Source organism: Allobosea sp. Leaf344 (assembly GCF_001426225.1).
Taxonomy (GTDB): Bacteria; Pseudomonadota; Alphaproteobacteria; order Rhizobiales; family Beijerinckiaceae; genus Allobosea.
On the sequence record NZ_LMRT01000014.1, the window covers coordinates 69,827 to 88,574 of the forward strand.

Here is an 18,748-nt window from a genome sequence, read left to right on the forward strand (position 1 = left end):
GATGACGAAGCCCGAGAACGCCCCGGAGCCTGTGCTGGGACGGATTTCGGTCCAGAAATCCTATGAGATCCTCGCCGATCGGCTGCGCCAGACCATTCTGGACGGCGCCATGGTCGAAGGCTCGCGCCTGCCGACGGAGCGCGAACTGGTCAGCCAGACCGGGCTCAGCCGCGGCTCGGTCCGAGAGGCGCTGCGCAAGCTCGAGGTCGAGGGGCTCGTCAAAACCCGGCTCGGGCGTCTCGGCGGCAATATCGTCAGCCGTCCCGGCAATGAGGCGATGGCGCATTTCATCACCCAATTCGTGCGCGGACGCAGGCTGTCCTTGCGAGCCCTGCAGGAAACCCGCGAGACGCTGGAGCCGGCGCTGGCGCAATTGGCGGCGGAGCGGCGCAGCGAGGCGGATGTGCTGCGCCTGCGCGAGCTCAACGAGGAAATGGCGAACGCGCTCGGCGACCGCCAGCAATTCGCGGCGATCAACATCGAATGGCACAATGCCGTGGCCGCGGCGAGCCGCAACGACCTGCTCGCGGCCTTCCTCTATTCGATCTCCTATGGCGTCATGGTCTCGACCGTGATCGAGGAATACGACACGCCGAGCCTGCGCGGCGAGGTCGTCAAGGCGCATGAGAAGATCATCGCCGCGATCGAGGCCGGCGACGGCGCCGCTGCCTTCCGCCGCATGCAGCGCCATGTCCAGGCGACGCGCGCCATGTCGAAGGCCCGCGAGGACACCGAGCTTCCGCTGGAATAATCCGCTACGCCCCCGCCGCCGCCACGATCCGGCGTGCCAGTTTCAGATGCGGGATGTCGTACATCTTGCCGTCGATGCCGATGGTGCCGATGCCGGGATCAGCGTCGAACGCCTCCACTATGCGCTTGGCCTGGGCGAGATCTTCCGCAGAGGGCGAGAAGCAGCGATTGATCGTCTCGACCTGATCGGGGTGGATCGCGATCCGGCCGGTGAAACCGTCGCGCTGCGAGGCGAGGCAACTCTCCGCCAGGCCCTTGGGGTCGCGAAAATCGGCATAGAGCGTGTCGATGCGCGCGACCTCCGCGGCCGCGGCGGCGAACAGGCAGAGCGAGCGCACCACGCGATAGGGCTGGGTCCAATCGCCGTCCGGCTGCTTGTTGACGCTGGAGCCGACGATCGCGCCTAGATCCTCCGCGCCCCAGGTCAGCCCCGCCAGTCGCTCATGCGCCGGGGCGTAGCTGCCGAGATTGAACATGGCGGTAGCCGTTTCGGTGGCGACGACGATGATCTTGACGGTGCCGCGCGCCATGCCGCTGCGGGTTTCGAAGGCGTCGAGATAATGCCCGATGCGGAAGATGTCGGCGGCGCCATTGGCCTTGGGCACCATGATTCCGTCGAGCCCCGGCCGCACCACCGCAGAGAGGTCGTCCAGCGTCAGCCCGGTGTCGAGGGCGTTGACGCGGACCCAGAAGCTCCAGGGCCGTTCGCTGCCGGAACCCAGCATGTCCTGCACCATGGCGCGCGCCTGCGCCTTGCGCGGTGGGGCCACAGCATCCTCCAGATCGAGGATCAGCCCATCGGCGCCGCTGGCCTGGGCCTTGGCGAATTTCCGCTCGCTGTCAGCGGGGACGAAAAGCATGGACCGCAGCTTCATGATCTCGATCTCCCAGGTAGTCACAGGAACCGGCAGGCCGAGAGGGTTAGCGCGTTGCGAGACTAATCGTCAAATGGTTTGACCATTTCTGGATTTGCGCTAGCCTGCAGGTAACGACGACGCGACAGGCGTCGCATGGCCAGGGAGAAGCGGCCCATGACCCAGCCGAGCGAAGCCCCAGCGCGGCGCCCCGCCGACGCAGAGCAACTCGACGTTGCCATCGTTGGGGCGGGCTTTGCCGGCCTCTATATGCTGCACAGGCTCCGCAAGCTTGGCTTCAGGACGCGCGTCTTCGAGGCGGCGTCAGATGTTGGCGGCACATGGTTCTGGAACCGCTATCCCGGGGCGCGCTGCGATGTTGAAAGCATGCAGTATTCCTATTCCTTCGACGAGGAACTGCAGCAGGAATGGCGCTGGAGCGAGCGCTTCGCCGCCCAGCCGGAAATCCTGCGTTACATCAACCACGTCGCCGACCGCTTCGATCTGCGCCGCGATGTCGTGTTGGACACGCGCATCGCTTCGGCGCGCTTCGACGAGGCCACTGCGTGCTGGACGCTGCAGACGCAGGGCGGCGAAAGGATAGTCGCGCCGTTCTGCATCATGGCGACGGGCTGCCTCTCGGCGGCTCGCCTGCCGGATTTTCCTGGTATGGCCGATTATCGCGGAAAAATTTTGCATACAGGGCAATGGCCGCATGAGGGCGTCGCATTCGACGGGCTGAACGTCGCAGTGGTCGGAACAGGCTCTTCGGCCATCCAGTCCATTCCGCCTATCGCGGCGCAGGCGCGCCATCTCACGGTATTCCAGCGAACGCCGAATTTCAGCGTGCCGGCGCGCAACTGGGCGATGACTCCGGAGTATGAGGAGAGATGGAAGCGCGACTACGCCGCCCTGCGCCAGCGCGCCCGCGCCGAAACCCGCTCGGGCACGATCTACGAGTTCAGCGACAAGGGCGCGCTCCAGGTCGATGCGCAGGCCCGCAAGGCGGAATATGAGCGCCGCTGGCAGAAGGGCGGCGCCAATTTCATGCACGCCTTCAACGATATCTTGGTCGACCGCCAGGCCAACGACACCGCTGCCGACTTCGTCCGCGACAAGATCCGCGAAACCGTCGCCGACCCCGAACGGGCCGAAGCGCTACTGCCCCATGATCATCCGCTAGGGACAAAGCGGATCTGCGTCGACACCGATTATTACGAGACCTTCAACCGCGACAATGTCAGCCTCGTCGATATCCGCGCAACGCCGATCGAGACGCTGACGGAGGCGGGCCTGCGCGTCGGCGGGCGCGACTACGCCTTCGATGCGATCGTCTTCGCCACAGGCTTCGACGCGATGACGGGCGCGCTGGCCGCGATCGACATCCGGGGCCGCGATGGCCTTGCTTTGAAACAGGCCTGGGCTTCGGGCCCACGCACCTATCTCGGGCTGATGAGTGAGGGCTTCCCCAATCTCTTCACCATCACCGGGCCAGGCAGCCCGTCGGTGCTGAGCAACGTCATCGTCTCGATCGAACAGCATGTCGACTGGATCGCTGATTGCCTTGACCATCTCCGGCAGGCCGGCATCCGCACAATCGAGCCCGAGCCGGAGGCGCAGGAGGAGTGGGTCGCCCATGTCAACGAGGTCGCCCACCGGACGCTCTATCCGCAGGCGAACTCCTGGTACATGGGGGCCAATATCCCCGGCAAGACGCGAGTCTTCATGCCGTATATCGGCGGTGTCGGCGCCTATCGGCAGATCTGCGAACAGGTCGCGGCGAATGGCTATCGCGGCTTCCGGCTGATGCCCGCGCCGGGCGCCGACAGGCTCGAGAGCCTATCCGTCGCGAGCTGACCAGCGACAAGTCGACAATCAAAAAACCCGGGAGACATGCAGCATGATCACCGACATCACCAGGCGGCTCTGCATCGCGGCCCTCATAGCGGCCGCATCGACAGCGGCCTTCGCCCAAGGCGGCGCCTATCCGCAATCGCCTGTAACGATCATCGTGCCGTTCCCGGCCGGCAGCGCGACCGATGCGGTGGCGCGGAAGGTCGGGGAGGGGCTGCAGAAGCAGCTCGGCCAGAATTTCGTGATCGAGAACAAGGCCGGCGCCGACGGAATCCTGGCGGCGCGGGCGGTCGCCTCGGCGCAGCCGGACGGATACACCCTGTTCATCACCACCAACACGACCCATTCCGCCAATCCGGCGATCTACCGGCAATTGCCCTACGATCCCAGGAAGGATTTTGCCCCGGTCGGGGGCATCATCCGCATCCCTTTCATGGTCGCGACGCGGCTCGATTTCCCCGCCGACGACTTCGCCGGCTTCGTCAGCGCGGCCAAGGCGGCGAAACCAGCCCTGACCTATGGCAGCGGCAATACGGGCAGTCGCGCTTCGGGCGAGCTGCTCAAGGCGCGGCTCGGCTTCGACATGGTGCATGTGCCCTATCGCGGGTCGCCACAGGCACTGACCGACCTGATCGGCGGGCGGATCGACGTCTTCTTTCCCGATCCGGCCAGCGCGCTCGGCATGCTGCAAGAAAAGAAGTTCAAGGTCATGGCCGTGACCGGCCCAAAGCGCATCCCGACCCTACCGGCAATCCCGACCGTGATCGAGCTCGGCGTGCCTGATTTCAACATCGTCGCCTGGGTCGCGGCCTTCGCCCCGGCGGGCACGCCCTCGGCCGTCGTTCAGCGTCTCAACACGGCGCTGAACACGCTGCTGCGCGATCCGGAGATGGTCGCCTTCATCGACAGGATCGGCTCGGAAATCCTCTCCACCACCCCGCCCGAACTCGCCGCCTATGTCGATGAGGACGCCAAGCGCTGGGTCGATCTCGTCGAGATCGCCAAGATCGAGAAGAAGTGAGGCCCCCTCGGCCCGCGCCGGTCGTCGGGATAGGCGGCGCCGCATCACGCAGCAGGAGAATAATCGTGCCTAAGCCGTTGAAGGGAGTCAGGGTTCTCGACCTGACAAAGGTTCTGGCCGGGCCCCTCTGCTGCCAGTATCTCGGCGAAATGGGCGCCGAGGTGATCAAGGTCGAGCCGCTCGGCGGCGACGAGACTCGCGGCTGGCCGCCGTTCCGCGGCCCCGGGCTGGGTGCCGTCTTCCTCAGCGCCAACCGCAACAAGCGCAGCATCGCTGTCGACTTAAAGACGCAGGCCGGGCGCGACATCGTCCACCGGCTCGCGGAACGCGCCGACATCGCGATCGAGAGCTTTGGCACCGGCGTGGTCGAGCGGCTTGGTATCGACGCGCAGACTCTGCGCCAGCTCAACCCGCGGCTGATCTATTGCAGCATCTCCGGCTTCGGACGAACCGGCCCGATGCGCGATGCGCCGGGCTACGACGTCATCCTCCAGGCCTTCTGCGGGGTGATGGCGCTGACCGGCGACGCGGCGGGCGGGCATATCCGCAGCCCGATCTCGCCGATCGACCAGATGACCGGCACCCATGCGCTGAGCGGCATCCTTGCGCTGCTCTACCAGCGCGCAATGACCGGTAAGGCCGGCACCGTCAATGTCTCGCTCTATGACACGGCGATGGGGCTGCTCGGATACAATCTGCAGACCTATTGGGAGAAGGGCGTCCAGCCGCCCAAATGCGGCTCGAGCCATGAGGCGCTGTGCCCCTACCAGGCGTTCGAGGCGCAGGACGGGCCGATCATGATAGGCGTCGCCAATGATCATCTTTGGCGCAAATTCTGCGCGGCGGCGGGGCTGGAGGCGATCGTCGATCACCCACATTTCCGCAGCAATGCCGACCGGGTCCGGAACCGATCAGCGACGCTCGTCCATGTCCAGACCGCGCTCGCGGCACGAACGGTGGCGCATTGGCACGAGGCCCTGTCGCGAGCCGGTATCCCATGCTCGCCGATCAACTCGCTGGCGCAATTGCTCGCGCACCCCCACACCGCCGCGAGCGGCATCGTTTTGGATTACGAGCACCCAACCGGCGGCCGGCTGAAGGGCATCGGCCAGCCGGTGCGCTTCGACGGGGAGCCGGCGCAGCCGGGCCTGCCGCCACCCGATCTCGGTGCGCATACCGACGCCGTGCTCGCCGAAATCGGATTCTCGGCCGCCGACATCGCCTCGCTGCGCGATGAGCGGGCGGTCGCCTGAGCCCCCACGCTTGACGGAGTGCGCTCATGTCGATCGACCTGACCCGGGACGGATCGGTCGCGATCATCACGATAAACCGGCCGGAGCGGCGTAATGCCATGGATGCGGCGCATTACCGGGCCTTGTCCGAGGCTTGGATCGAGATCCGTGACGATGCGCGCATCCGTGCCGCCATCGTCACCGGCGCCGGCGACCAAGCCTTCACCGCCGGCGCCGACATCAAGAGCTTCACCGCGGCCGCGCCGCCGCTCGCCGAGCTGATGCTGACGCAGCAGGGCCAGCTCTTGAACCGGGGGCTCGAACTGTGGAAACCAGTGATCGCTGCCGTTAATGGCGATTGCCTCGGCGGCGGCATGACCTTGATGCTGGCGACCGACATCCGGATCGCCGCACCCCATGCCCGCTTCGGCGTGACGGAGGTCAAGCGCGGGCTGTTCCCAGCGAATGGCGGCACCCAGAGGCTGATCCGGCAATTGCCGCATGCGCTCGCGATGGAGCTGCTGCTGACCGGCGACAGCGTCGACGCGGCCTTGGCCGAGCGCTGGGGGCTGATCAACCGAATCGTCCCGGCTGACACGGTGATGAGCGTGGCGCGCAATTATGCCGACCGCATCTGCGCGAATGCGCCGCTCGCCGTGCAGGCGGCCAAGGAGCTGGCCCTGCGCAGCTGGGATGTCGACCTGCCGACCGGCCTGCGGCTCGAACAGCTCATGCTGCGCCTGCTCCAGACCAGCGAGGACATCCAGGAGGGGTCGCTGGCCTTTTCCGAGAAGCGGCCGCCGCGCTTCACCGGCTCCTGAGCCGCGATCCGCCACCGTCACATCAGAGAGGACGCCCGCCATGGCTGGCTTGTATTTCGACGACTTGTCCATTGGCCAGGTCTTCCGCCACGAGATCCGGCGGACGATCACCGAGGCCGACAACGTCTGGTTCAGCGCGCTGACGCATAACCCGGCCTATCTGCATCTCGACGAGGAGTATTGTCGGACGCAGACCGAATTCGGCCAGCGCATCGTCAACAGCGCCTTTACTCTGGGCCTGATGGTCGGAATATCGGTCGGCGACACTACGCTGGGAACCGCGATCGCCAATCTCGGCTGGGACGAGGTGCGTTTTCCCAAGCCGCTTTTCCACGGCGATACGATCCGCGTCGAGTCGGAGGTCGTGGAACTACGCGACAGTCGCTCGCGCCCGGATGCGGGCATCGTGACGTTCCTGCACCGGGCTTATAACCAGCAAGGCGATCTGGTTGCCCATTGCCGCCGCTCTGGTCTGCAGAAGAAGCGGCCGGCCGTGTGATCGCTGCAGGGAAAGCTAATTCTATCGGTCCGGACCATTCTGCTCATGGCCTGGCGTTCCAGCATGCCAACCATTACGGTGATTATACCTGCTGCACCGCGGATGCCGCGGCGACCAGGCACTCTCAATGTCAGCTAGGGGCCAACAGGAGTCAGTCCGCCACCCGGCAATGTCTGCTCCAGGGCAACGGCCCAATGGCAGCAGTTGGCGCAATAGCGACGAATTGCCGTGCAATTGCTGAGTCACGCCATCCAGCAGCTGCTTGCGAAGGGCCGCCTCTAATCGCGGAACTTGTATGAAATCCAGAGGTTTGGTCCATCAGCGACCCAACCAAGGATTACCGATGACCGTGTTTCCCACCACGCTGCGAAGCGTCTCTCTCGCCATGCTAATGGCAACGAGCGCGATGACCCCGGTCCCCGCGCAGACCGCGACGCCAACGCCGGCGGCGGCGACCGCAGTGGCGCCGCAACCCGACGCCGACATGGCCGAGGTCCTGGCGGTCCTGGGCGGCATGAACGGCAAGCCGATCGAGTCGGTGGAGCCGAGCGAGGCGCGCAAGCAGCCGACGCCAACCGACTCCGTGATGAAGATCATCAAGGATAAGAAGCTCGACGTGAAGCCGCACGAGGGTTTGAAGGTCTCCAACCAGCGCTTCGCCGACATGGGGAATCTCAAGCTGCGCTGGTACGTGCCAGAGAACGCCACAAAGGACTCGAACCTCCCGGTCATAGTCTATTTCCGTGGTGGCGGATGGGTGATCGCCGACCTCGACGTCTATGACGCGACGCCCTCCGCGCTCGCGAGGAAGACCGGCGCCGCCGTGGTTTCCGTGGATTACCCGATGGGTCCGGAGAGCAAGTTCCCCGCTGCCCATGACGAGGCGATCGAGGCCTATAAATACGTGCTGAAGAACGCGCAGGGCTGGGGCTACAACCCAAACAAGATCGCGCTGGTCGGCGAGAGCGCCGGCGGCAACCTGGCGATCAACACCGCCATCGCCGCCCGCGACCAGAACCTAACCAAGCCGGTCGCGGTCGTGTCGGTGTATCCGGTCGCGACGACCAGCATGGACACCCCGTCGAAGAAGGAGCAGGCGGCCGCTAAGCCGCTCAACACGCCGATGATGGCCTGGTTCGTCCAGCACGCTACCAATGGCGGCAGCGACACCCAGGATCCGCGGCTGAACCTCGTGGCCGCCAATCTGAAGGACCTTCCGCCGACGACGGTGATCAATGCCGAGATCGACCCGCTCAAGTCTGACGGCGACATGATCGTCGAGAAGCTGAAGGCTGCCGGCGTCGCGACGGAGCACAAGCTCTACACCGGCGTGACGCACGAGTTCTTTGGCATGGACGCCGTCGTCGCCAAGGCCAAGGAAGCGCAGGACTTCGCGGTAATGCAGATCAAGAAGGGTTTTGGTGGGATGTGACCCCATCGCCTTTCCGGGCCTTGGAGCCGACAAGGAGACGGCCCCCGCCAGATTAGGGCGCCGTTTTCAGTTGGTCAGGTCCATCCGGTTATAGCCCCCGGCGCATGTTCGGTGATATCGCCGACAACGGCAGCCTCTATCGATCAAGTCAGCCAATGTATCGTTCGAGAAACGTGGCCGTTCGGCTCGCCGCGTCGGTAAAGGCCGCGCCGCCGAAGCCGTGTCCCTGGCCAGGGTAGATCTGCCGCTCGACAACGCCGCCCCTGGCTTGCAACAAGGTCTCGATGGCAAAGGCGTTGGAGACCGGAACGATCCGGTCGGCATCGCCATGCAGGATCAACGTCGGCGGGAATCGGCGAGCAGCCCTGAGCTGTCCCGGCAGATAGCCGAAATAATTTACGATCGCCTTCACGCGTGCGTCCTGCGCCGAGAGCGCCAGTGCGAGCGCGCCACCGAGCGAGATGCCGACGACGCCGATGCGGTTGCGGGCGACGCCAGGTGCGGCGACGACCTGATCGAGGGCAGCGGAATTGGCCGCAAGCCAAGCCGGAAACTTCGATCCAATTTCACCATAGGCCGCACGACGGTCCCCCGTGCTCTCGAAGTAATGCGGCAGGAAAACGGTAAAACCGGCAGCCGCGATCGACCGCGCCGCGGTCGCGTAGCGGCCGGGATAGGACAGGCCGTCCGAGCCGTGCAACAGCATGACGACGGGATGGGGACCAGAACCCGGCGCATCGAAGCGCTCGATGGTGATACGGCTCGTTGGCGAACCTCGACGGGCCTGGGCATGAGCCGCCACGGGCATCATCGCGCAAGCAGTTCCAACGATGAACATTCGACGATGTATGTGACGCCTCCGTTCCATGTCGATGGCGCCATGCCCGTATTCGGCATGGCGCCGGTCATTCCGCAATCAGGCGTCGATGAAAGGCGTCACCGCCGCCATTACCTGCTGCTTGGTCATCGCCTTGTCGTAGGCGCCCTTCCAGGGCTTCACGCCGCGAACGAGTCGGACCTCGGCGGCGTGCCGCGCCTCGACCGAGTGGATGCGAAGCGCGGTCGTCAGGGCGGCGTTCGATCCCATCAGGGCGGGAGCCTGGCCGGCATAAGCCGCCACACCGGTGTCCTCAAAAGTCTGCGCCAAGGTGGCGAAGGTCTTGAAGTCGCGGAACACGTTTGCGTACTTGCCGCCTGCCGTAAAATCGAACTGCGGCTTGGCGACGGCACCGGCACCGAGCGTCGAGCTCAGCAGGGTGACGTGCGCGGCCTCATGCTCACTGATCTGTCGGAAAACCACCGAGAAGCGATCCGGCACGACGCCGGCTCGCAGACCCTGGCGATAGAACTCGTCCTCCAGGTATTCGAGCGTCAGCGCGAAGTTGAGAACCTCCGCGACCTGGGCGGGCATGCCCTGGCCGAACGCCTGGGTGGAGACGGCCGCCAGGACGACCGGAGCCGAGGCGACCGCGCCGAGCTTCATCGCCGTAGAGCGAAACAGGTCCCTTCTCGACGCAAGCGCGCCGGCGAGATCGGGATCGAGGGTGGAGAGCAGCATATCGTTGTTCATGGTGGGTGCCTTTCGAATGAGAGGTCGAACCGAGGAGCGCGCTCAGGGGAGCTGCGTCGCGGTGACCGGTGTTACGATGAATGGACCGGCGGCGCGAAGGACGGCCGAGGGCGGGTTCGAGACATCGACCCCGCCGCGCGAGACTACGTCGTCGCCGGCAAAGTATTCGGTGAAGGGGCGCAGCATGTCGCGGATCGTGGCCGCATGGCGCGCCTCGACCGAGACGATCGAGCCGGCCGCCGCCAGATACCTCGGGCTTTGGATCGCCGCGCCACCGCCATTATAGGCCGACACGCCAAGGTCCTCGAAGGTCATCGCCGTCTTCAGCACGCTCATACGGTCGCCGAAGTTGACCGCCGAGAAGTTGACCTCAAGGTCCGGGATGCGGTTTGCGCCGAGAGCCTTCTTGAAGAACTCGCGATGCGAGACTTCATGGGCGCGGATATCGTTCAACAGCGTCCGCTCATAAGCGTTCATGCCGGCGTAGGGGCTGGCGATGACCTGGGTGTAGAAGGCCGCTTCCAGCTGCTCCAGCGCATAGGCGTAGTTCAGGACGCCGAGATCGCCGCCGCCAAGATCCACAGCGCGGGACTGGGCGAAGGCTTCCCCGAGCTTGAGGCCGGGAACGTTCACGCCGAATGCGACGGCGGCCGCCGCGGCCACGCCGGACCACCGCAGGAACGCGCGGCGCCCTTCGACTGGCCTATGCTTCGCAATGGAAGGGTTTTGCTGTTCAGTCATTGTGCATCTCGACGGTTGGGTATTGATGCCGAACTGATTACGCTCTGTAATGTTCCTGATCTGAAAAGTATTTAGAGAATAATCTGAATAAATCCATTTTCAGTTTCAAGAAAATATCCGCCGCACAAAAAGTGCAGCGAAATTATATATCGACATGAATGCGACTACGCGCCTTTTCAAATTTTGGATGCAATCAGGATTTGCGACGCCTCTGTCGTGTGGGCGCCAGGGATAATTTTTGAGATATTGGAGAGGGCAAACATATGGATAGATGGCCAGATGCGGATGGTGCTATCGGCGTCCGCCTTCGCGAACGAGGCCGGGTCGATCATAGTCGGCTGGGCGATCGAGACGAACTTGACGACGATCGGCTGATCATTCGCTGGCAGGAGAGGGACGGGCCGCCGGTGTCGCAGCCGACCCGCAACGGGTTCGGTTCGAAGGTGATCACGCGTGGCCTGGCCCACGAACTTGAAGGCACGGTCGATCTGGACTACCGCGCGGACGGCGTCGTCTGCACGATCGACATTCCCGCGCCTAGAGCCCTGTCATGACCGACACGCTGCTATGGGGCGTCCGCGTGCTTGTCGTCGATGACGATATGATGCTGCTCATGATGATCGAGGGCATGCTGGAGGACATGGGTTGCGAGTCCGTCGTCGCGGTGGCGACCGTCAAGCAGGCCCTGGCCGTTCTCGACACCGGCACCTTCGACGTCGCGATGCTCGACCTCAACCTGAACGGCGACAGGAGCTATCCGATCGCCGACGCATTGGCGGCGCTCAACGTGCCCTTCCTGTTCTCGACGGGCTACGGCAGCGGCGTTGTGGGCGAGGGTTACCGAGATCGTCCCGTGCTGATGAAGCCCTACAGCTTTGATCAGTTGGTTGCGACCCTGGGCCGGCTCCTGCCAAGCGATAGATTGCTGCCGGAAGTCACTTAAGCCCGCGAATGTCCGATGATCTGCAGTCGGCCAGTCCCTTTTGGCGTTACGTCGCTGTGAATTTTGGCCGAAGGCTCTTTCCGGCTTTATGAAAGCTGATCCTGACGTCTATGAAACTGGGAGCAGGCCAGTGCCCGTCGTCTCTAGGATGAGTTGCACCGTCTCGTCTGTGCGGTCCCACATCGGGAAGTGACCACACTTTGAGAACCAGTGCATCTTGGCAGATGGAAATGCCTCTTGAGCGCGAGCAGCCTGTCGCGGCAGACACAGACGGTCTTGGCGGCCCCAGCCAATGACGAGAGGACGGGTAGAATCAGCCGCGGGACCTTTTTGTTCGGGCCCTGTCGCAAGATCGCGCACAAGGGCATCGAAGGATTTCGTGCTGGCAAAGCTTTGCAGTTCCGTTGCGACAACCTCGCCATCCAGGCGCCAGGGTCTCGCTGAGAGCTGCGCCAAAAGCGCGCTGCGCATCACCGCTGAGCGTGAGAGAGTTGGCAGTGCCGGACGCACTCCTCGGAGAAGACGGATTGATGCCGCGAGCGTCGTCCGGAAGTAGGTTCGCTCCCAGCCTCTCCAGAAACCGCCAGGGTCCAAAGCGACAGTAGCACCGACCCTGCCGCGGCGCGCCATCTCCAGGACGATCCGCGCCCCAAGCGAACTGCCGACGATGTCGATGCCGTCCAGCCCCTGCTCCAGGATGAAGCGCTCCACGCTGTCAGCAAGGCCGGCGAAGGTGCCGCTGTCTGCCGCCGCTGGTGTTTGGCCATGACCCGGTAGATCGATGGCGGTCACCTCACGCGCCTCCGCCAGCGGCGGGAGGATCGTGCTCCAGGACCGCCACGTCCCACCCAAGCCATGAACCAGCAGAAGGCGGGGGCCTTCGCCATGACGAACGAAGTGCAAAGTCACCGGCGTGTCCTTCTGGCTTGGCGCAATCGCGGAGCAGCCATCAGACTGAGCCGCTTCCACCTGAGGCAACGCATTGGTCAGTGTTTGGGTCCGAACTGTCTTGATGTTGCGATGGCTTGGCAACGTACCAAGGTCAACGAAGCGCTCTAGTCGACTGAGTGCTTCCAGCGTCCGCTTTTTGGCGATCGCCTTGAGTCAGCTTATGGCGCCGCCCGGCCGCCGTTCCTCCACTCAGTTGAGGTGGCCGGATCGGGCCGGGAAGCGTCTAATCAGGTGCCGGCTGCACGTGCCTCGTACCTTGCTCACGGGGAGACGGCGTGCCCGATACGCGAGCGCTTACGATGGCGCAAGAACGTCGGTGGCTAGGTGATCGCCCAAGACCCCGTCGATGATGATTACGGCTCCGCAAGCGTTGCGCGTACGAAGCCCGATGATGGCTTGGTACTCTCTCGACGCGTACCAGGCCCGGGCTGCGGCTCTGTCCGGGAAGGCGATAGCGATAAGATCGCCCGACCATTGTCCCTCCAATAGTCATTGCGGCGCGGCGCGGCGAACCGAGGCCGAAGACCGGATCGCGCGAGGATTCATAGCGCGCCCTGAACTCGCCGCCCGGCGTCAGATACACCGACCCGTCGCCGTTCAGCGGAATCCATTTGACCGGGTCGAACGGGTCGGTCCGCAGAGCTGGGTCGCGCACGGGCGACCAATCCTCGTTGAAGCGGTGGCTTTCATAAGCAGGGCGGCTGGTGGAGGTCTGTGCAAAGCGCGCGGTCTCGCTCAGTCCGAGGATCGCGACCAGCGCGGCGCCTACGACATCGTGGAGGCGAAAATTCGAACACGAAGCCGACCATGCCCAGCTCATGATACGTGATGCGCCGCACCGGTCTTGCGGCCCTCCCGTTGCGTTGAAAGCCCGAGCAGATGCGTGACGATCGGTGCCTCAGGCCCGGCATGGAAGCGCCTCACCTCGGCTTGCACGTCGGCATCGGCCTGCGACACGCGCTTGTGCTGGCGCAGGTGCTCGGCCCAGGACTCGACCATGAACCATTCCACGATGCGCTCGGGAGAGGCCGCATCCTCGCTGACGCCCCAGGCGAAGGCGCCGTCGCGGCGCCGCTCGGGGGCGAGCCGGGCGATGGCCGCCAGAAAGGCTGCGCGGCTCTCGCGGGGGATACGGTATTCGATCGTGATCGTCACCGGGCCGCGATCATGCTCGACCGGCACGGCGATGGCGGGCTCCGGCCAATGCGACGAGGGGGTCAGGTCGGCTTCGCCCTCCGGCAGTGGCAGACGCAGCGATGCAAAGGCGACGACGATCAGTGCCAAAGCCGCCGCGACCAATGCGCCCTGGAGGCCGATCGCTTCCGCAACCAGGCCCCAGAGGAGGCTGCCGGCAGCCGAGGCGCCGTTGAACACCGTCAGGTAGATCGCCAGACCCCGGCCGCGCACCCAGTTCGGAAGGATTGCCTGGATCGTGCCGTTGAAGGTGGTCAGGGCCGCAATCCAGGCGCCGCCAAGAATGAGGAGCAGGATGACCGCGAGCCATTGCGGTGGCGCGGCCGCAAGCGCCGCGCTGATGGCAGCGGTCACGAGCGCCGCACCGAGCATGATGCGATCGACGCCGGTGCGCGCCCGGATACGCGGTAGCACGATCGCGCCGATGATGGCCCCTGTGCCGACCGCGCCCAGCAGAAGGCCATAGAAGCCGGCGCCTCCTTCGAGCAGCCGGCGCGCCACAAGCGGCAACAGAGCCCAGATCGCGCTGGCGCAGATGAAGAAAAGTGTCGCGCGCAGCAACACCCGGTGCAGTTCGCGGCTGGCGCGGGCATAGCGCAGCCCGGCCCGGAAGGCGCCGCCGAAATGCTCGCGCAGGTCGTCATCGGCCCCGGCGGGACGCCGCCACCAGATCAAAGCAGCGATGACAAGGACATAGCTGATCACGTCCGCGCCATAGGTCGCGGCCGCTCCGAAGGTGACGAGCAGCACCCCGCCGAGCGCCGGTCCGATCGAGCGGGCGATATTGAAGCCAAGTGAATTAAGCGCGATCGCGTTGCGCAAGTCGGATCTCGGTACGAGCTCGGGCACGATCGACTGCCAGGTTGGCCCCATCAGCGCTGCGCCGACGCCGCCAACAAAAGTCAGCCCGACCAAGATCTCGACGGTCAGGCTGTTGGTGAGCGCCAGAGCCAACAGAGACGCGCTGACCAGACCGAGCAGGATCTGGACGCCAATGAGGAGCTTGCGACGATCGACGATGTCAGAGAGCACGCCGGCGGGAATCGCCAGCAGGAAGATCGGCAGGGTACCGGCAACCTGGATCATCGCCACCGCAGAGGGTGAGCCGGACAAATCCGTCACCAGCCACGCGCTGGCGACATCGCGCATGAAGGTGCCGATGTTTCCCAGAATGGTCGCCGCCCAGAGCACGGCAAAGACCGGCTGCTGTAACGGCGAGAATGCCGATGAAGAGGTCGGCGCTTTCGCGGCGGTGTGAGGCGCTTGCGTCATCGGGCTCGCGCACCTCTGCTGGAGCGGGCCGCTAGGATCGCCAGCAGGACGAGGCCGCCGATGATCGAGACATGCTCGAAGAAGATATTCTGGTGCAGGAAGCGCTCAGCCGCCGGTTTCAACCAGAAGGCATGGGCGAAGAGCGTCGCGATGGCGGTGAAGCCGGCGAGCGCCACGGCGCCGATCCAGGCATAGCGCCCACCAGCGATCAGCAGGGCCGAGCCGCCGAGCTGGGTCATGATGACCAAGACGGCGAGGAGTTCCGCCGGCTCGAACCCGGTCAGGCCGCGCACCTCGGACGTCGCGCCGCCGAAATCAGCGAGCTTCGCGACGCCGCTGAGCAGGAAGGGCAGGGCGACCGCGATCCGCGCGAGCGTGGTCAGCCAGGACTGCCCGAGCAGGTTTTCGGCGGCCGACTGGACGGCGGAGAGCGGCGAAGCCGACATGACGCAAATCCTTCGCTGAGAGGTACTGCTCAGAAGGCCCAGCAGGAGCAGCCGAGCGCTCCCCAGAAGGCGCCCTCGTCGCGGGCTGGCGTCGCAGCGGCGAGCGCGGCGGCGTGCGCATGGCCATGGACGCCGCAGGCGCTGGCGCAGCCGCACGACGCCGCAAAGGCGTATTTGCGGTCGTCCAGCGCGGCGCGCTTCTGGTAGCCGCCGAAGCTCCTGACCGGCGACCAGTCCGGCATAGCCGGCGGCAGCGGTGGCGCCATGCCAGCATAATCGCCTGTGCCATGGACCGGCTTGCCGCCGAGCAGGGTCAGCACGCTCTCGATGTCCTGGATCTCGTCCTCCGGCACCGACATGTAGTCGCGGTCGAGTACGACGAGATCGGCAAGCTGGCCGGCTTTGATCTGGCCCTTCTTGCCTTCCTCGGTCGAGAACCAGGTATTGGCCTGCGTCCAGAGCCGGAGCGCGCTCTCGCGGTCGAGCAGGTTGCGCTGTGGATAGAGCTTGAGGCCGCCCAGCGTCTTGCCGGTGACAAGCCAGGCCAGCGAGACCCAAGGGTTGTAGCTGGCGACACGGGTCGCATCAGTACCGGCGCCGACCGGTACGCCCGCCTCCAGCATGCGCGCGATCGGAGGCGTACGCTCAGCGGCCTTCGCGCCGTAGCGCTCGACGAAATCCTCGCCCTGAAACATCATCCGGTGTTGCACGGCGATGCCGCCGCCCAGCGCCGCGATGCGGTCGATATTGCGGTCGCTAATGGTTTCGCAATGGTCGAAGAACCAGTGCAGGCCCTGCAGCGGCACGTCACGGTTGACCTTTTCGAAGACGTCGAGCGCCCGCGTGATCGTCTCGTTATAGGTGGCATGAAGACGCCAGGGCCAGCGGTTCTCGGCCAGCAGCCGAACCACGGGCTCGAGATCGCCCTCCATCGACGGCGGCATCTCCGGCCGTTCGAACCTGAAGTCCTCAAAATCGGCGGCCGAGTAGACCAGCATCTCCCCGGCGCCGTTATGGCGATAGAGATCGTCACCCTGTCCGGGCTTGACCTGCTTGGCCCAGCCAGCAAAGTCGGCCAACTCCTCCTTCGGTTTCTGGGTGAAGAGATTGTAGGCGATCCGAAGGGTAAGCTGTCCTTCGGCGTGCAACTTCTCGATGATGGCGTAATCGTCAGGATAGTTCTGGAAGCCGCCGCCGGCGTCGATGACCGTGGTGACGCCGAGCCGGTTCATCTCACGCATAAAGTGCCGGGTGGAGTTGAGCTGGTATTCAGGCGGCAGCTTGGGGCCCTTGGCCAGGGTCGAATAGAGGATCGTGGCGTTGGGCTTGGCCAGCAGCAGGCCGGTCGGGTTGCCGGCATTGTCGCGCTGGATCTCGCCGCCCGGCGGATTGGGCGTGTCTTTGGTATAGCCGGCTGCGCGCAGGGCGGCCCCGTTGAGCAAAGCTCGGTCGTAAAGATGCAAGATGAAGACCGGCGTGTCCGGCGCGATCGCGTTGATCTCGTCCAGCGTCGGCAGACGCTTCTCGGCGAATTGGTGTTCGGTGAAGCCGCCAACGACGCGCACCCATTGCGGCGGCGGCGTCACGGCAACCTGCTTCTTGAGCATCTCCATGGCCTGGGCGAGCGTGCGCACGCCGTCCCACCGCAGTTCCATATTGAAGTTCAGCCCGCCGCGAATGATGTGCATGTGGCTGTCGATCAGCCCTGGCACGGCGCGGCGACCGCCGAGATCGACCACCTGCGTCGCGGGACCGGCAAGCGCCCGCATTTCCGCTTCGGCACCGGCTCCGATGAAACGCCCTCCCGCGATGGCGACGGCCTGCGGGTTTGGGTTGGTCTGGTCGAGGGTGGTGAAGCGGCCGTTCACCAGAATGAGGTCTGCGATCATGGCACTCGCTCCTGAACCGGATGTCTGTGCGGCAGTCGATCCGCTGAAAAGGGCCGACAATGCGCCGGCTGCGCCACCAAGCGCCGTCTGTCGGCGTGTCGGGTTCATGATGGTGTGCCTCCGGAGCCGCTCGTGCAATCCTTGACGGCGGAGCGAGCGGGCAAGGCCCCGAAGACATGCTCGCCGCATTCGCTTCTCAGCCAGCCGAGACTGAGCTTTTCCCCGGCCATGATGCGCTTCGCGACAGGGACAATCTGCTCGCCGGCGAGAATGCCGAGAAGGCCGATCAGCGCCACGACCGGTGGCGCCGGCGAGCGAATGTTGAGCACACTGTAGATCACGCCGACCAGCAGGCCTGCACCGAGAGCCATCAGGTAGAGTTTCATTCCGCCCTCCAGTTTCCGACATACTGGGCCGGCCAAAACGGGCCCCCTTCCTTTCAGCTTTCGATAAAGGCCAGGATGTCTGCGTTCATCAGATCTGCGTGGGTGGTCAGCATGCCGTGCGAGAGGTTCGGATAGGTCCTGAGCGTGCCGTTCTTGAGCAGCTTGACCGAGAGATGGGCCGAAGCTGCAATCGGCACGATCTGGTCGTCCTCGCCGTGCATCACCAGGGTCGGCACGCCGATGGCCCTCAGGTCATCGCTCTGGTCGGTCTCGGAAAAGGCCTTGATGCCGTCGTAGTGTGCCTTGGCGCCGCCCATCATGCCCTGGCGCCACCAATTCTGGATGGCTCCTTGGGAGACCGCCGCGCCCGGCCGGTTGAAGCCGTAGAATGGACCGGTCGGCAGATCGAGAAAAAACTGGGCGCGGTTGTCGGCGAGTGCCTTGCGCAATCCATCGAAGACCGCGATCGGCAGCCCGCCCGGGTTGGATTCGGCTTTCGCCATCAGCGGTGGGATGGCGCTGACAAGCACCGCCTTGGCGACCCGTCCCTGCGGTTCGCCATGCCTGGCGTCATAGCGGGCGACCTCTCCGCCGCCGGTGGAGTGGCCGATATGGACTGATCCACGCAGGTCGAGATGCTCGACGATCGCGGAGGCGTCGGCGGCGTAATGGTCCATGTCATGTCCATCGGCAACCTGTGCCGAGCGCCCGTGGCCGCGCCGGTCATGGGCGATGACGCGATAGCCCTTCGAGAGGAAGAAGAGCATCTGGTTGTCCCATTCATCGGCGCTCAGCGGCCAGCCGTGATGGAACATGATCGGCTTGGCATCCTTCGGACCCCAGTCCTTGAAGAAGATCGCGACGCCGTCCTTCGCGGTGATCGTCGGCATGGC

20 protein-coding genes are annotated in these 18,748 nt (G+C 64.8%); 9 read left to right on the forward strand and 11 right to left on the reverse strand.

What is annotated here, in order from left to right; genetic code table 11:
- Window position 1 precedes the first annotated feature (1 nt).
- The gene (locus ASG72_RS12345; protein WP_162246245.1) at window positions 2-751 is read left to right on the forward strand and encodes a FadR/GntR family transcriptional regulator; all 750 of its coding nucleotides are present in this window, start codon (window positions 2-4) and stop codon (window positions 749-751) included.
- Window positions 752-755: 4 nt separating this feature from the next.
- On the opposite strand, the gene ASG72_RS12350 is transcribed toward ASG72_RS12345, so the two are convergent.
- The gene (locus ASG72_RS12350; RefSeq protein ID WP_082540304.1) at window positions 756-1,625 is read right to left on the reverse strand and encodes a CoA ester lyase; all 870 of its coding nucleotides are present in this window, start codon (window positions 1,623-1,625) and stop codon (window positions 756-758) included.
- 156 nt (window positions 1,626-1,781) lie between these two features.
- On the opposite strand from ASG72_RS12350, the gene ASG72_RS12355 reads away from it, so the two are divergent.
- From ASG72_RS12355 to ASG72_RS12380, 6 genes are all read left to right on the forward strand, one after another.
- Window positions 1,782-3,461 carry an NAD(P)/FAD-dependent oxidoreductase gene (locus ASG72_RS12355; protein WP_056712721.1) on the forward strand — a complete coding sequence of 560 codons (1,680 nt, stop codon included), beginning with the start codon at window positions 1,782-1,784 and terminating at the stop codon, window positions 3,459-3,461.
- A 43-nt stretch (window positions 3,462-3,504) separates the two neighbouring features.
- Window positions 3,505-4,479, forward strand: coding sequence for a tripartite tricarboxylate transporter substrate binding protein (locus ASG72_RS12360; protein WP_056712723.1), 975 nt, complete (start codon window positions 3,505-3,507; stop codon window positions 4,477-4,479).
- Between the two features lie 65 nt (window positions 4,480-4,544).
- Window positions 4,545-5,732, forward strand: coding sequence for a CoA transferase (locus ASG72_RS12365; RefSeq protein ID WP_156395938.1), 1,188 nt, complete (start codon window positions 4,545-4,547; stop codon window positions 5,730-5,732).
- Window positions 5,733-5,758: 26 nt separating this feature from the next.
- On the forward strand, window positions 5,759-6,532 hold the full coding sequence (locus ASG72_RS12370; protein WP_056712725.1) for an enoyl-CoA hydratase/isomerase family protein: 774 nt from the start codon (window positions 5,759-5,761) through the stop codon (window positions 6,530-6,532).
- 40 nt (window positions 6,533-6,572) lie between these two features.
- The gene (locus tag ASG72_RS12375; protein WP_056712727.1) at window positions 6,573-7,031 is read left to right on the forward strand and encodes a MaoC family dehydratase; all 459 of its coding nucleotides are present in this window, start codon (window positions 6,573-6,575) and stop codon (window positions 7,029-7,031) included.
- A gap of 343 nt (window positions 7,032-7,374) precedes the next feature.
- Window positions 7,375-8,463 carry an alpha/beta hydrolase gene (locus ASG72_RS12380; RefSeq protein ID WP_156395939.1) on the forward strand — a complete coding sequence of 363 codons (1,089 nt, stop codon included), beginning with the start codon at window positions 7,375-7,377 and terminating at the stop codon, window positions 8,461-8,463.
- A gap of 148 nt (window positions 8,464-8,611) precedes the next feature.
- On the opposite strand, the gene ASG72_RS12385 is transcribed toward ASG72_RS12380, so the two are convergent.
- The 3 genes from ASG72_RS12385 to ASG72_RS12395 all read right to left on the reverse strand — a co-directional run bounded on the left by ASG72_RS12385 (window position 8,612) and on the right by ASG72_RS12395 (window position 10,774).
- A complete protein-coding gene (locus tag ASG72_RS12385; protein WP_162246246.1) occupies window positions 8,612-9,265 on the reverse strand; it encodes a dienelactone hydrolase family protein in 654 nt (217 codons plus the stop codon).
- A gap of 114 nt (window positions 9,266-9,379) precedes the next feature.
- Window positions 9,380-10,033 carry a ferritin-like domain-containing protein gene (locus ASG72_RS12390; protein WP_056712730.1) on the reverse strand — a complete coding sequence of 218 codons (654 nt, stop codon included), beginning with the start codon at window positions 10,031-10,033 and terminating at the stop codon, window positions 9,380-9,382.
- Window positions 10,034-10,075: 42 nt separating this feature from the next.
- Entirely contained in the window at window positions 10,076-10,774 is a 699-nt protein-coding gene (locus ASG72_RS12395; RefSeq protein ID WP_056712732.1) for a ferritin-like domain-containing protein, read from the reverse strand.
- A gap of 407 nt (window positions 10,775-11,181) precedes the next feature.
- On the opposite strand from ASG72_RS12395, the gene ASG72_RS20775 reads away from it, so the two are divergent.
- Complete coding sequence (locus ASG72_RS20775) at window positions 11,182-11,328, forward strand: hypothetical protein (protein ID WP_156395941.1); 147 nt, start codon at window positions 11,182-11,184, stop codon at window positions 11,326-11,328.
- On the forward strand, window positions 11,325-11,717 hold the full coding sequence (locus tag ASG72_RS12405; RefSeq protein WP_056712735.1) for a response regulator: 393 nt from the start codon (window positions 11,325-11,327) through the stop codon (window positions 11,715-11,717). Before ASG72_RS20775 ends, ASG72_RS12405 begins: the two co-directional genes overlap by 4 nt.
- 108 nt (window positions 11,718-11,825) lie before the next feature.
- On the opposite strand, the gene ASG72_RS12410 is transcribed toward ASG72_RS12405, so the two are convergent.
- The 7 genes from ASG72_RS12410 to ASG72_RS12435 all read right to left on the reverse strand — a co-directional run bounded on the left by ASG72_RS12410 (window position 11,826) and on the right by ASG72_RS12435 (window position 18,745).
- Window positions 11,826-12,686 carry an alpha/beta fold hydrolase gene (locus ASG72_RS12410; protein WP_348271599.1) on the reverse strand — a complete coding sequence of 287 codons (861 nt, stop codon included), beginning with the start codon at window positions 12,684-12,686 and terminating at the stop codon, window positions 11,826-11,828.
- Window positions 12,687-12,962: 276 nt separating this feature from the next.
- Window positions 12,963-13,154 (reverse strand): DUF1330 domain-containing protein, encoded by a 192-nt coding sequence (locus ASG72_RS20340; protein WP_082540306.1) that lies wholly within the window; start codon window positions 13,152-13,154, stop codon window positions 12,963-12,965.
- 330 nt (window positions 13,155-13,484) lie between these two features.
- A complete protein-coding gene (locus ASG72_RS12415; RefSeq protein WP_056712736.1) occupies window positions 13,485-15,134 on the reverse strand; it encodes an MFS transporter in 1,650 nt (549 codons plus the stop codon).
- Window positions 15,131-15,580 (reverse strand): DoxX family protein, encoded by a 450-nt coding sequence (locus ASG72_RS12420; protein WP_056712737.1) that lies wholly within the window; start codon window positions 15,578-15,580, stop codon window positions 15,131-15,133. Before ASG72_RS12420 ends, ASG72_RS12415 begins: the two co-directional genes overlap by 4 nt.
- 29 nt (window positions 15,581-15,609) lie before the next feature.
- Window positions 15,610-17,577, reverse strand: a complete 1,968-nt coding sequence (locus tag ASG72_RS12425) for an amidohydrolase (RefSeq protein ID WP_082540307.1) — start codon at window positions 17,575-17,577, stop codon at window positions 15,610-15,612.
- Window positions 17,574-17,855, reverse strand: a complete 282-nt coding sequence (locus ASG72_RS12430; protein WP_056712739.1) for a XapX domain-containing protein — start codon at window positions 17,853-17,855, stop codon at window positions 17,574-17,576. The genes ASG72_RS12425 and ASG72_RS12430 overlap by 4 nt, the downstream gene beginning before the upstream one ends.
- A gap of 53 nt (window positions 17,856-17,908) precedes the next feature.
- Window positions 17,909-18,745 carry an alpha/beta hydrolase gene (locus ASG72_RS12435; RefSeq protein ID WP_056712740.1) on the reverse strand — a complete coding sequence of 279 codons (837 nt, stop codon included), beginning with the start codon at window positions 18,743-18,745 and terminating at the stop codon, window positions 17,909-17,911.
- Between the last annotated feature and the right edge of the window lie 3 nt (window positions 18,746-18,748).

Bases quoted from the DNA above. Each gene is read 5' to 3' on its own strand.
- ASG72_RS12345 (WP_162246245.1), top strand. From the start codon at position 2: ATGACGAAGCCCGAGAACGCCCCGGAGCCTGTGCTGGGACGGATTTCG.
- ASG72_RS12350 (WP_082540304.1), bottom strand. From the start codon at position 1,625: ATGAAGCTGCGGTCCATGCTTTTCGTCCCCGCTGACAGCGAGCGGAAA.
- ASG72_RS12355 (WP_056712721.1), top strand. From the start codon at position 1,782: ATGACCCAGCCGAGCGAAGCCCCAGCGCGGCGCCCCGCCGACGCAGAG.
- ASG72_RS12360 (WP_056712723.1), top strand. From the start codon at position 3,505: ATGATCACCGACATCACCAGGCGGCTCTGCATCGCGGCCCTCATAGCG.
- ASG72_RS12370 (WP_056712725.1), top strand. From the start codon at position 5,759: ATGTCGATCGACCTGACCCGGGACGGATCGGTCGCGATCATCACGATA.
- ASG72_RS12375 (WP_056712727.1), top strand. From the start codon at position 6,573: ATGGCTGGCTTGTATTTCGACGACTTGTCCATTGGCCAGGTCTTCCGC.
- ASG72_RS12380 (WP_156395939.1), top strand. From the start codon at position 7,375: ATGACCGTGTTTCCCACCACGCTGCGAAGCGTCTCTCTCGCCATGCTA.
- ASG72_RS12390 (WP_056712730.1), bottom strand. From the start codon at position 10,033: ATGAACAACGATATGCTGCTCTCCACCCTCGATCCCGATCTCGCCGGC.
- ASG72_RS12395 (WP_056712732.1), bottom strand. From the start codon at position 10,774: ATGACTGAACAGCAAAACCCTTCCATTGCGAAGCATAGGCCAGTCGAA.
- ASG72_RS12405 (WP_056712735.1), top strand. From the start codon at position 11,325: ATGACCGACACGCTGCTATGGGGCGTCCGCGTGCTTGTCGTCGATGAC.
- ASG72_RS12415 (WP_056712736.1), bottom strand. From the start codon at position 15,134: ATGACGCAAGCGCCTCACACCGCCGCGAAAGCGCCGACCTCTTCATCG.
- ASG72_RS12420 (WP_056712737.1), bottom strand. From the start codon at position 15,580: ATGTCGGCTTCGCCGCTCTCCGCCGTCCAGTCGGCCGCCGAAAACCTG.
- ASG72_RS12425 (WP_082540307.1), bottom strand. From the start codon at position 17,577: ATGAACCCGACACGCCGACAGACGGCGCTTGGTGGCGCAGCCGGCGCA.
- ASG72_RS12430 (WP_056712739.1), bottom strand. From the start codon at position 17,855: ATGAAACTCTACCTGATGGCTCTCGGTGCAGGCCTGCTGGTCGGCGTG.
- ASG72_RS12435 (WP_056712740.1), bottom strand. From the start codon at position 18,745: ATGCCGACGATCACCGCGAAGGACGGCGTCGCGATCTTCTTCAAGGAC.